This is a genomic window from Parvibaculum sp., from assembly GCF_046297875.1.
Classification (GTDB): domain Bacteria; phylum Pseudomonadota; class Alphaproteobacteria; order Parvibaculales; family Parvibaculaceae; genus Parvibaculum.
This window is the reverse complement of the sequence record NZ_JBKBHD010000001.1, coordinates 1682937-1695400: the sequence shown is the minus strand read 5'-3', so window position 1 is coordinate 1695400 and position 12464 is coordinate 1682937. Positions and strand designations below refer to the sequence as shown.

The window sequence follows — 12464 nt, the reverse complement described above, 5'->3', positions numbered from 1 at the left end:
ATTGTGGCGCCGCTCTCGGGAGGGCCCGATTTGAGCCATGGCGAGGCTTTTCGCCTCGGTGCGGAAAGCCGCTAGCGCCTGCCCGCCCAGCGCCCGGTCCGGGCAATTTGAGTGACACATGACGCCAACTGAAAAATCCGTCAACGCCGAGAAGTCGAAATCCACACGAGGCGCCTCGCACGAGGCCATGGCCAATGCGATCCGTGCGCTGGCGATGGACGCCGTCCAGAAGGCCAATTCCGGCCATCCCGGCATGCCGATGGGCGCGGCCGACATTGCGACCGTCCTCTTCACCAAATTCCTGAAGATCGATCCGCGCCAGCCCGACTGGCCCGACCGCGACCGCTTCGTGCTTTCCGCAGGCCATGGCTCGATGCTGCTTTATGCGCTGAACTATCTGCTCGGCTATGAGGACATGACGATCGAGCAGATCCGGAATTTCCGCCAGCTCGGCTCGATCACCGCCGGCCACCCCGAATATGGCCATGCCGCGGGTGTCGAAACCACGACCGGCCCGCTCGGCCAGGGCATTGCTACCGCCGTCGGCATGGCACTTGCCGAACGCATGATGGCCGCCCGATTCGGCGACGAGATTTCCGATCACTATACATATGTGCTTGCCTCGGACGGCGACCTCATGGAAGGCGTGAGCCACGAGGCGATTGGCCTTGCAGGGCACCTGAAGCTTTCGAAGCTCATCGTTCTCTATGACGACAATGAAATCACCATCGACGGCGCGCTGTCGCTGTCTGAATCGGGCGACGCGCTGAAGCGCTTCGAGGCTGCGGGCTGGAACGCCGCGCGCATCGATGGACACAATGCCGACGAGATCGCGGCTGCCATCGAAAAGGCGCGGAAGTCCGACCGCCCGAGTCTCATCGCCTGCCGCACCGTTATCGGCTATGGCTCGCCCAACAAGGCGGGCAAGTCCTCCTCGCATGGCTCACCGCTCGGCGACGACGAGATCAAGCTCGCCCGCGAAAAGCTCGGCTGGTCGGACGAACCCTTCACCATTCCCAGCGCAACGCTCGACGCCTGGCGGATCGCCGGGCTTCGTCACGCAAAGGACCGCCAGGCCTGGGAAGAGCGCCTTGCCGCCCTGCCCGCCGACAAGCGAACCGATTTCGAACGCCGCATCTCGGGCGACCTGCCCGGCGGCTTCGCAAAGGCCATTGCCGCCTACAAGGAAAAGCTCGTCGCCGACAAGCCGAAATGGGCGACGCGCAAATCTTCCGAAGAGGCGCTCAACGTCATCAACGCCGTGCTGCCGGAAACGGTAGGCGGCTCGGCCGACCTCACGGGCTCGAACAATACGCGCTCGAAGGAGCAGAAGGCCGTGACCGCGGATGACTTCTCCGGCTCCTTTATCCATTACGGCATCCGCGAGCACGGAATGGCCGCTGCGATGAACGGCATGGCGCTCCACAAGGGTTTCATTCCCTATTCGGGCACCTTCCTCGTCTTTACCGATTATTGCCGCCCCTCGATCCGCCTCTCGGCGCTGATGGGCCAGCGCGTCATCTATGTCATGACGCATGACAGTATCGGCCTTGGCGAAGACGGGCCGACGCATCAGCCGGTCGAACATCTGGCGAGCCTGCGCGCCATGCCGAACCTTCATGTGTTCCGCCCGGCCGATGCCGTCGAAACTCTGGAATGCTGGCAGCTTGCGCTTGAAGAGAAAGGCACTCCCTCCATTCTCGCGCTCTCGCGCCAGAACCTGCCGGCCGTTCGTACCGAATATTCGGAAAAAAACCTGTGTGCCCGCGGCGCCTATGAACTCTCGCCCGCTTCGTCGAAGGCGCAAGTTTCGCTGCTGGCGACCGGCTCGGAAGTCGAGATCGCGCTTGCCGCACAGGCACTTCTTGAAAATGACGGAATTCCGGCGCGCGTCGTCTCGATGCCCTGTCTCGATCTTTTCGACCAGCAGTCCCGCGAATTCCGCGAGGACATGCTGGGCGAAGGCACGGTGAAGATCGCGATCGAGGCAGCGGTGCGCTATGGCTGGGACCGCTATATCGGCCCGGATGGCGATTTCATCGGCATGGAAGGCTTCGGCGCATCGGCGCCGGCGCCCGACCTCTACAAGCATTTCAACATCACCCCCGAGGCGGCTGCCGCCGCGGCGAAGGCCCGCCTCGCAGACAAGTCCTAACCCACGCTCAGGAGAACAAAGAAATGGCAGTGCGCGTTGCGATTAACGGATTCGGTCGGATCGGACGCCTGGTGCTCCGTGCCATCGCGGAATCCGGCCGCAAGGATATCGAAGTTGTTGCGATCAACGATCTCGGCTCGGTCGACGCGAACGCCCTCCTCCTGAAATATGACAGCGTTCACGGTCCCTTCCCCGGCAAGATCAAGACGACGAAATCGTCGATGGATCTCGGCTGCGGCCCGATCAAGGTGATCGCCGAGCGCGATCCCGCGAAGCTTCCCTGGAAGGACCTCGGCGTCGACATCGCGCTTGAATGCACGGGCCTCTTCACTGCGCGCGACAAGGCGGCGGCTCATCTCACCGCGGGCGCGAAGAAGGTGCTGATCTCGGCGCCGGGGGAAGAAGCTGACCTCACCGTGGTTTACGGCGTGAACCACAAGGATCTGAAGAAGAGCCACAAGATCGTCTCGAACGCTTCGTGCACAACGAACTGCCTCGCGCCGGTCGCGCAGGTGCTGCACAAGGCCTGCGGCATCGAGCAGGGCTACATGACGACGATCCACGCCTATACGGGCGACCAGAACACGGTCGACACGCTGCATAAGGACCCGCGCCGCGCCCGCGCCGCCGGCGTCTCCATGATTCCGACCTCGACCGGCGCCGCCAAGGCCGTCGGTCTCGTACTACCGGAACTGAAGGGCAAGCTCGACGGTACCTCGATCCGCGTGCCGACCCCGAACGTCTCGGTCATCGACCTCGTCTTCACCGCAAAGAAGAAGGTGACGGCGGAAGAAGTGAACGCCGCGATCGTTGAAGCTGCGAAGGGACCGCTCAAGGGCATCCTCGCGACGACGAACGAGCCGAATGTCTCGATCGACTTCAACCACAACCCCGCCTCCTCGACCTTCGACCTCACGCAGACACAGGTCATCGACGGCAAGCTGGTGCGCGTACTCTCCTGGTACGACAACGAGTGGGGCTTCTCGAACCGCATGAGCGACACGGCCGTCGCGATGGGCAAGCTGCTCTGAGCGGAGTGAGTGAAAGCATGTCCGCGCACAAGACGCTTGACGATCTCTTCACTGCCGTGGGCCTCAACGGCCTGCGGATTCTTGTCCGCGCGGACCTCAACGTGCCGATGCAGGATGGCAAGGTTTCGGACGCGACGCGCATCGAGCGCGTCGCGTCTACGCTGAAGGAACTTGCCGGACGCGGCGCGAAAGTGATCGTGCTTTCGCATTTCGGCCGCCCGAAAGGCGCGCCGGATGCGAAATATTCGCTGAAGCCCGTGGCCGATGCACTGGCGCCCTTCGTGGGTGTCGACGTCGCCTTTGCGAGCGATTGCGTCGGCGAGACGGCGGCGAAGGCGGCGGATACCATGAAGCCCGGCACTGTGCTGGTGCTCGAAAACACCCGCTTCCATGCGGGCGAAGAAAATAACGATCCGGCCTTTGCGGGCGAACTCGCGAAGATAGGCAACATCTATATCAACGACGCATTCTCCTGCGCACATCGCGCACACGCCTCGACGGAAGGCATAACGCATTTCCTGCCGTCCTATGCGGGCCGCGCGATGGAAGCGGAGCTTTCGGCACTCGACGCCGCACTCGGTAATCCCACTCGCCCCGTCGTCGCCATTGTCGGCGGTGCAAAGGTTTCCACCAAGATTTCGCTGCTCGGCAATCTCGTGAAGAAAGTCGATGCACTGGTGATCGGTGGTGGCATGGCCAATACCTTCCTTGCCGCACAAGGCAAGAAGGTCGGAAAATCGCTTTGCGAGCCCGACCTCTTCGACACCGCACGTCATATCCTCGCAAATGCGCGCGCCGCAAATTGCGATGTGGTGCTGCCGACGGACGTCGTAGTCGCCACCGAATTCAAGGCAGGTGCCGCCTCGAAGACGGTGCCCGTGGACGCGGTGCCGGACGACATGATGATCCTCGATGTGGGACCGGACACGATCGCTCACCTTGCTGCGCGATTCGAGACGGCAAAGACGGTCGTCTGGAACGGCCCGCTCGGCGCTTTCGAGGTGCCGCCCTTCGACCGCGGCACAGTAGAAGCCGCGCGCATCGTCGCCATGCGCAGCAAGCAGGGCGAACTCGTCTCCGTTGCAGGCGGCGGCGACACGGTGGCAGCGCTCAACGAAGCGGGCGCCGCAGACGACTTCACTTATGTTTCCGCCGCAGGCGGAGCCTTCCTCGAATGGATGGAAGGCATCGAATTGCCGGGGGTTGCCGCGCTGAGCCGCAGATAGGCAAGGCAGGCTTCGAGGCAGGACAGGACCAGAGGGAAAGAAAATGACTGAGACGCTCGAATCGATTGCGCAGGCCATGGTTGCGCCGGGCAAGGGGATCCTCGCCGCTGACGAAAGCTCGGGCACGATCAAGAAGCGCTTCGATGCGATCAACGTCGCCTCGACGGAAGAGAACCGCCGCGACTACCGCGAAATGCTGTTCCGCACAGAAGAGGCAATGCAGAACTACATCTCGGGCGTGATCCTCTATGACGAGACGATCCGCCAGAAGGCGAAGGACGGCACCCCGCTTGTCGACCTCATCAAGAAGGCGGGCTCGATCCCCGGCATCAAGGTGGACGCGGGCGCAAAGCCGATGGCGGGCTTCCCCGGCGAAACCATCACCGAAGGCCTCGACGGCCTCGCCGATCGCCTGGCCGAATATTACGACCTCGGCGCCCGCTTCGCGAAGTGGCGCGCGGTGATCGACATTTCCGAAACCATCCCGACCAATGCCTGCATCGAGGCGAATGCCGAGGCGCTGGCCCGCTATGCCGCGCTCTGCCAGCAAGCGAAGATCGTGCCGATCGTGGAACCGGAAGTGCTGATGGACGGCGCCCACACCGCCGACCGTTGCTTCGAGGTGACGGAAGCGACGCTGCGCGCCGTCTTCAACCGCCTCGCGCTCCACAATGTGAATCTTGAAGGCACGATCCTGAAGCCTAACATGATCGTCTCGGGCAAGAAGTGCCCGAAGCAGGCCGGCATCCAGGAAGTGACCGAAAAGACCATCGCCTGCTTCAAGCGCACGGTTCCCGCCGCGATCCCCGGCATCGTCTTCCTTTCGGGCGGCCAGTCCGACGAGGATGCGACGGCGCATCTCGATGCGATGAACAAGATCGGCGGCTTCCCCTGGAAGATGTCCTTCTCCTATGGCCGCGCCCTTCAGGCCGCACCGCAGAAGGCCTGGAGCGGCAAGGCGGAAAACGTGCCTGCCGCGCAAAAGGCCTTCCTGCATCGCGCGAAGATGAACGGCCTCGCCGCCCTCGGTAAATGGGACAGCGGTCTTGAAAAGTCCGCCTGATACCCCCGGCGATCCAAAGATGGTAAACGCCCCGCTCCACGAGCGGGGCGTTTTGCTTTTGCGGCTCCTTTGCCTTTGACCGGGCGCACGGCTAAAACAGCGCCATGTCAGAACCATCCTGCCGCCTCTATCTAATCACCCCGCCGCGCTTCGAGCCGAAGGCCTTTGCGGACACGCTGAAGGCCGCGCTCGATGCGGGCGATGTCGCCTGCCTGCAGCTCCGCCTGAAAGGCGAGAACGAGGCACCGCCAGAAGCGGACACGGTCCGCCGCGCAACAGAGGCTCTGATGCCGCTGGCGCAGGCGCGCGATGTCGCCTTTCTCATCAACGATCGCCCTGACCTTGCCGCCGAACTCGGCGCCGACGGCGCGCATATCGGCCAGACCGACATGGCCTATGCCCAGGCGAGAAAGTTACTCGGGCCCGACCGCATCATCGGCGTGACCTGCCATGCCTCCCGCCACCTTGCCATGGAGGCAGGCGAAGCAGGCGCGGATTATGTTGCCTTTGGCGCCTTTTATAAAACCGACACGAAAGAGCCTATAAGTAAGGCCGAGCCCGAAATCCTCAGCTGGTGGTCCGAACTTTTCGAACTGCCCTGCGTGGCGATCGGGGGCATCACCCCGGAAAATGCCGCCCCGCTCGTCCGCGCCGGGGCCGATTTTCTTGCCGTATCGTCGGGAGTCTGGTCCCATGAAGGCGGACCGGTAGCGGCAGTTCGCGCGTTGAACCGGATCATGATCGAGGAAAGTACCGGCCGATGAGGCACCTGTTTCTATGTGTTGCGTTTCTCGTGGCGTCTTTTGCCGGCACGCCGCCTGCGCTGGCCGAAGACAGCTTTACGCCCGCGATGGAAGCCTATCGCGAGGGCCGCTTCAGCGATGCGCTGCTGATCGCGAAGCCATTGGCCGAAAAAGGCAATGTTGCCGCCCAGCTCATGCTCGGCTCGATCTACAACAATGGCGAGGGCGTGACGCCCGACACCGACGAAGCCGCGCGCTGGTTCGGCCTTGCCGCCAAGCAGGGTGATGCCAGCGCACAATATGCGCTCGGCATGATGCATGAGTATGGCGGCGTTTCGAACGCGAAGGCGGAAGAAGCACGCCGCCTGTTCACCGCCGCCGCCGAGCAGGGCCATGTCGCATCTCAGGCCGAGCTTGGCATCATGTTCGCCTCCGGGCGAGGCGGTGCGCAGGACCTCGTACAGGCGGCGAACTGGTTCGAAAAGGCGGCCGCCAAAGGCAATGCCAACGGGCAATATCATCTCGGTACCCTTTATGCCGCGGGCAGAGGCAAGCTGGAAAACTATAGCGAGGCGGCACGCCTCTTCACCCTCGCTGCCGATCAGGGTCATGCGCAGGCCAATTATCAGCTCGGCCTCATGCTTCAGGACGGGATCGGCGTACAGAAGAATCTTTCGAGCGCCATCGCCCGCTTCCGCACCGCAGGCGAACGCGGCGTGCCCGGCGCACAGACAGCGCTCGGCTTTGCCTATCTCGGAGGCGAAGGCGTCGAGAAGAACGACACGCTGGCCGCCAAATGGTTCGCCGAAGCCGCGATGCGCGGCGATGCGCTGGCGCAGGACCGGCTGGCCCGTCTTTACTTCCTCGGCCAGGGCGTAACCCGCGACATAGCCGCGGCTCTGCTCTGGCAGACGCTGGCCGAAGAGGGCGGCGTGACGGACGAAACCCTGAAAAACGCCATGGAACCGGAAATTACCCCGGAAATCCGTGCGAAGGTCGCCGCCGAAATCAAGAAGCTCGAGGCCGCTTCGGGCTCTCCCGCGCCCTGAACAAACGAAATATCCTGTCCATACGGGGTGCCAGATGCTATCAGAGCGCCGGCTGCGGTGCCTTTCGGCCCTTGCGCCTCGCGAACCCATTTCAAGAATTCGAGCGTCCCATGAAGATCAACGGCAATGAAATCCGTCCCGGCAACGTCATCGAGCATGAAGGTGGCCTCTGGGCAGCCGTCAAGGTGCAGCATGTGAAGCCCGGCAAGGGCGGCGCCTTCGCCCAGGTCGAACTGAAGAACCTCGTCGATGGCCGCAAGCTCAACGAACGTTTCCGCTCCGCCGAGACCGTCGAGCGCGTTCGCCTCGAGCAGAAGGACTACCAGTATCTCTACGAGAATGACGGGATGCTGACCTTCATGGACAACGAAACCTACGAACAGATCGAACTTGCCCGCGACTGGGTCGGCGACCGCGCCGCCTTCCTGCAGGACGGCATGAAGGTGACGGTGGAAAGCCACGAAGGAAAGCCGCTCGGCATCTCGCTTCCCGATCAGGTGGTACTCGAGATCACCGAAACCGAACCGACCGTGAAGGGCCAGACGGCCGCCAGCTCCTACAAACCCGCCATGCTCGAAAACGGCGTGCGCGTGATGGTGCCGCCTTTCATCACGACCGGCGAACGGATCGTCGTCGACACGAACGAAGTCACCTATCTCCGCCGCGCGGACTGACCGGAAAGCCAGGATGTCCCGCCACACCCCCTCCATGAGCGTCATGGTCGCGGCTGCCCGCAAGGCAGCCCGCGGCCTGCAGCGCGATTTCGGCGAAGTCGAGAACCTTCAGGTCTCCCTGAAGGGCCCTGCGAATTTCGTCACCGCCGCGGACAAGAAGGCCGAGAAGGTTCTCTTCGAGGAACTCTCCAAGGGCCGCCCCGGCTATGGCTTCCTGATGGAAGAGGGCGGCGTGGTGGAAGGTGCGGACAAATCGCATCGCTGGATCATCGACCCGCTGGACGGGACCACAAACTTCCTGCACGGCATTCCCGTCTTCGCAATTTCCATTGCGCTTGAACGCGAAGGCCAGCTCGTTGCCGGCCTCGTCTACAACCCGATCACGGATGAAATGTTCATCGCCGAGAAGGGCCAGGGCGCGTTCCTGAACGACCGCCGTATCCGTGTGGCCGTACGCCGCGAACTGGCACAGTCGGTCGTTGCAACCGGCATTCCTCATATAGGCCGCCCCGAACACCCGAAGTTCATGGCCGAGCTCGGCGCTGTGATGAACGAGGTGGCGGGCGTCCGCCGCATGGGCTCTGCCGCGCTCGACCTCGCTTTTGTCGCGGCGGGCCGCTTCGATGCTTACTGGGAAGCCAATCTCGCCCCCTGGGACATTGCGGCGGGCATCGTGCTCGTGCGCGAGGCAGGCGGCTTCGTCTCCGACATGTCGGGGCGCGACACCATGCTGGCGACCGGCGGCATCGTTGCCGGTAACGAGATCATTTCCCGCCAGCTCGGCGACCTTTTGAAGAAGGCCGGCAAGACCGCCTGAGCGGCAAGCCCCATTTCCGCCCCATTCCGCCCCTAGAGCGATGATCGTCCGAGGGCCTGTTCCCCCGGTGCGAACACACATAGACTGTGCCGCAACGCCGCCTGCATGGTCCCTCACGGATGCCGGAATGACGAGTTCCAGAGAGAACACAGCGCGCGCCGCCTCAGGCGCAGCCCCGTTCACGGCCTTCGCTTCGCTGCTTGTGGCGTTATTGCTCTGTTCGACCGGGGCCACCGCAGCCGAAGCGCCTTTGCCGCCGCCGAGACAGGCGCTGCTCACAATTATTTTCGAAGGTGCGGGAACGACGCTTGGCCAGACGGCCCGCGAACAGCTCGACAGTTTCTCGGCCGAGTATGCGCGCAAGGGCGGACGCCTCGAACTGCGCGCCTATGCCGGCCCGCCACATGACAAGTCATCCAACTCGCGCCGTCTCTCGCTGCGCCGCGCACTCACCGTCCGCCATGAACTGGTCGAGCGCGGTATCGTTGCTGAGCGCATTCACGTGCGGGCCATGGGCGGCGTCTCCGACAGCGGCCCGCAGGACCGGGTCGACATATCCCTTCCCGGCGGCTAAGCGCCGGACGACATCGAAAGAAGCGAGAGAGACATATGGCAAAAACTGACAAGGACGGTATCGGCGTCTCGCAGCCCCGCCCCTACCTCACGCGGATGATGCTTTTCATCATCATCGTCTGTTTTGTCGCAACCATTCTCTATCCCCAGATCGAAACGGCCTTCCTCACCAATCCGGGACTGAACGGGCTGATTCTCTTCGTCCTGTTCGTCGGCATCCTCTATGCGCTGCGCCAGGTGCTCTGGCTCGGCCCGGAAGTGCGCTGGGTCAATGATTTCCGCCGCGCCGACCCAGGCCTTGCACTGCCGCCGCCGCCACGCTTGCTCGCACCCATGGCGACGATGCTCGGTGAGCGCAAGGGCCGGATGCAGCTCAATGCCCTTTCCATGCGCTCGATCCTCGACTCGCTCGGCTCCCGGCTTGACGAGCAGCGCGAAATCTCGCGCTACATCATCGGCCTGCTGATCTTTCTGGGTCTCCTCGGCACCTTCTGGGGTCTTCTCACCACCATCGCCTCCGTTGCAGGCACCGTTCAGAGTCTTGACATGCAGGCGAGCGATTCGGCCGCCGTGCTGGCAAGCCTGAAGGCCGGCCTGGACGGCCCTCTGCGTGGCATGGGCACGGCCTTCTCCTCCTCGCTGTTCGGCCTTGCCGGATCGCTGGTACTCGGCTTTCTCGATCTCCAGGCAGGACAGGCACAGAACCGCTTCTATAACGAACTGGAAGAGTGGCTTTCGACCGTGACGAGCCTTGCCGGCGAGACCGATCCCGCGGCGCCCGGCATGCTGGGCGAAACGGCGCGGCGCCTGCGCAATATCGAGCAGGCGCTGACCTCCGGCGGCGAACCCTCCAACGCCTCAATGATGGCGCTCGCAGGTCAGATCACTGCACTCACCGAGCAGATGCAGAACGAGCAGCGCCTCATCCGTCAGCTTGCCGAAAACCAGCAGAGCCTGAAGCCGGTGCTTGAGGAAATCGCACGCCGCCTCGGCGAACGGGACTGACGCAATGGCGCATGGAGGACGACGCATAAGGGGACGCGCGCCGACCGGCGACTACTGGCCGGGCTTTGTCGACGCCATGTCGAGCCTGCTGCTGGTGCTGATCTTCCTGCTTACGATTTTCGTCATCACCCAGTTCTTCCTCAATCAGCTTGTCAGCAACAAGGATTCGGCTCTCGACAGTCTCAGAAGCCAGATTGCCGAACTCGTGAACCAGCTCGCGCTGGAGCGCCGCGAGAAGGCGGATCTTCAGTCGACGATCCTTTCGTTGCAGGATTCGCTTGCGGCAGCCTCCGCCGAACAGAGCCGCCTTGCCGCGCTTGCCGATGAAAGCGCGGGCGCAGGCTCGCGCATCACCGCGCTGGAAAGCGCGCTGGCAGACGAGAAACAGGTATCGAGCGAGGCGCTGGCGCAGGTCGAACTCCTGAACCAGCAGATTTCCGCCCTGCGACGCCAGCTTGCGACGCTGGAGGCGGCTCTTGAGGCCGCCGAACAGCGCGATCGCGAACAGCAGGTGCAGATTGCCGATCTCGGCCGCAGACTCAATGCCGCCCTCGCCCAGCGCGTTCAGGAGCTGACCCGCTATCGCTCCGAGTTCTTCGGACGCTTGCGCTCGATCCTCGGCGACCGGCAGGACATTGAAATCGTCGGCGACCGTTTCGTGATGCAGTCGGAAGTCTTCTTCGAATCCGGGTCCGCGGACCTGAACCCGGAAGGCCGCCAGCAGCTCGACAAGATCGCGACCGCGGTTCGCGAGATCTCAGCCGAAATCCCGGACGAAATTCCCTGGGTGCTGCGCGTCGACGGCCACACCGACCGCTACCCGATCGCAACGCCGCAATTTCCCTCGAACTGGTATCTATCGAGTGCCCGCGCCATTGCCGTGGTGAATTATCTGACCAGCAAGGGCGTTCCCGAACAGAGGCTCGTTGCGGCAGGCTTCGGCGAATTCCATCCGCTGACGGAGGGCACAAGCCCCGCCGATAACCGCCGCAACCGCCGCATCGAGTTCAAGCTGACGGAACGCTGATCAATAGGCGCGCAGTTCCTTCGATTGGGTGCAGACCAGCACCTCCGGCTCGAAGACCTGACCGAGCAGCATGAGGTCGCCATACCCGGCAGCCACGCTGATGCCCGAAATTTCCTCGCCGAGATTGAGATAGATCGTGCCCGCGCGCTTCTTGTCCGGCTCGATGCGCACGACCTGGCTCGGCGAGTGCTTCGCCGGATCCCCTGCATGCCCGAGAAACGCAATCACGTCGGGATGCGCACCGATGAGCAGCGTCCCGTCCGGCTGCACGTCGATATTGTCGACGCCCGTGCCGAGCCGCACCTGATCGACCCAGCGCAGAGCGCCGGTCTCCGGGTTGCGGTCGTAAATGTTCATCGCCATCGAAAGCAGCGCCGAGACATAGACGGTCTTCCCGTCCGCACTGATATTGATGCCATTCGCCAGCAGGATCGTATCGGCGGCAACTTCGCCTTTCTCGCTGTCAAAATAGACGACGTTCGCATTGCGCAGCAGCAGCAGATCGTCGATCAGGCGGCCGAGCTGGCTGCGCGATCCGTGATCGTTGGTCGCATAGAAGCTCTCCGGACCGACTGCCACGACGTCGTTCAGAGAAATGAAGACATCCGACGTGACGCTTCGCACATGAGTGAGCATGCCGCCCTCGCCGATGTCGAAAATCTCGACCGTCTCGACGCCCGAGGCCGGGTGGCTGACGGCGAAAAGCCGCTTCACGCCTTCGCCGTCATAAATGCTGATGCCGTGCGGGCGGAAATCGGCAGGCTCGCTCGGCGTGACCGGACGCAGCGCCCAATTCTCCTGCGGCTCGTTGAGGTCGATAGCATAGATGCCACCTCGAATGGCCTCGCTTCCCGGTGCGCCGGCTGCGACCGCACGGCGATCATACCCCGACACGAAGGCAATACCCGTCGCATGATCGATCTGAATGTCCTCGGGACCCGGAATGGCCTGGATTGCTCGGCAATCGGCGGCAATCTCCTGACGGATGCCGGTGAAATATCCCGCTGCCGCCAGAAAGCGCCAGGCAAGCACGCTGACGATAACCACAAGTGCGAGCGCCGAATAGCCGATGATGGCCCAAGCTTTCCGCGACATGACTTT

Annotated in this window: 12 protein-coding genes; 11 read left to right on the top strand and 1 reads right to left on the bottom strand. The window is 63.1% G+C overall.

Annotated elements, in window-relative coordinates; genetic code table 11:
- The first annotated feature begins 118 nt into the window (after window positions 1-118).
- The 11 genes from tkt (at window position 119) to ACK4FH_RS08190 (ending at window position 11363) form a co-directional block, all read left to right on the top strand.
- Entirely contained in the window at window positions 119-2155 is a 2037-nt protein-coding gene (tkt, locus tag ACK4FH_RS08240; protein ID WP_409812573.1) for a transketolase, read from the top strand.
- A gap of 23 nt (window positions 2156-2178) precedes the next feature.
- Window positions 2179-3186, top strand: coding sequence for a type I glyceraldehyde-3-phosphate dehydrogenase (gene gap / locus ACK4FH_RS08235; RefSeq protein ID WP_409812571.1), 1008 nt, complete (start codon window positions 2179-2181; stop codon window positions 3184-3186).
- A gap of 17 nt (window positions 3187-3203) precedes the next feature.
- Entirely contained in the window at window positions 3204-4412 is a 1209-nt protein-coding gene (locus ACK4FH_RS08230) for a phosphoglycerate kinase (RefSeq protein ID WP_409812569.1), read from the top strand.
- Between the two features lie 43 nt (window positions 4413-4455).
- Window positions 4456-5475 carry a class I fructose-bisphosphate aldolase gene (locus ACK4FH_RS08225; RefSeq protein WP_409812567.1) on the top strand — a complete coding sequence of 340 codons (1020 nt, stop codon included), beginning with the start codon at window positions 4456-4458 and terminating at the stop codon, window positions 5473-5475.
- Window positions 5476-5579: 104 nt separating this feature from the next.
- Complete coding sequence (gene thiE / locus ACK4FH_RS08220) at window positions 5580-6239, top strand: thiamine phosphate synthase (RefSeq protein ID WP_409812565.1); 660 nt, start codon at window positions 5580-5582, stop codon at window positions 6237-6239.
- Complete coding sequence (locus ACK4FH_RS08215) at window positions 6236-7267, top strand: tetratricopeptide repeat protein (protein WP_409812564.1); 1032 nt, start codon at window positions 6236-6238, stop codon at window positions 7265-7267. Before thiE ends, ACK4FH_RS08215 begins: the two co-directional genes overlap by 4 nt.
- A gap of 110 nt (window positions 7268-7377) precedes the next feature.
- A complete protein-coding gene (gene efp, locus ACK4FH_RS08210) occupies window positions 7378-7941 on the top strand; it encodes an elongation factor P (RefSeq protein WP_409812562.1) in 564 nt (187 codons plus the stop codon).
- A 13-nt stretch (window positions 7942-7954) separates the two neighbouring features.
- Window positions 7955-8758 carry an inositol monophosphatase family protein gene (locus ACK4FH_RS08205; protein WP_409812560.1) on the top strand — a complete coding sequence of 268 codons (804 nt, stop codon included), beginning with the start codon at window positions 7955-7957 and terminating at the stop codon, window positions 8756-8758.
- Window positions 8759-8885: 127 nt separating this feature from the next.
- Window positions 8886-9332 carry an OmpA family protein gene (locus ACK4FH_RS08200; RefSeq protein WP_409812558.1) on the top strand — a complete coding sequence of 149 codons (447 nt, stop codon included), beginning with the start codon at window positions 8886-8888 and terminating at the stop codon, window positions 9330-9332.
- Window positions 9333-9367: 35 nt separating this feature from the next.
- Window positions 9368-10336 (top strand): flagellar motor protein MotA, encoded by a 969-nt coding sequence (locus ACK4FH_RS08195; protein ID WP_409812556.1) that lies wholly within the window; start codon window positions 9368-9370, stop codon window positions 10334-10336.
- Window positions 10337-10340: 4 nt separating this feature from the next.
- Window positions 10341-11363, top strand: a complete 1023-nt coding sequence (locus ACK4FH_RS08190; protein WP_409812555.1) for a peptidoglycan -binding protein — start codon at window positions 10341-10343, stop codon at window positions 11361-11363.
- On the opposite strand, the gene ACK4FH_RS08185 is transcribed toward ACK4FH_RS08190, so the two are convergent.
- Window positions 11364-12458, bottom strand: a complete 1095-nt coding sequence (locus ACK4FH_RS08185) for a hypothetical protein (RefSeq protein WP_409812553.1) — start codon at window positions 12456-12458, stop codon at window positions 11364-11366.
- Window positions 12459-12464: the final 6 nt, after the last annotated feature.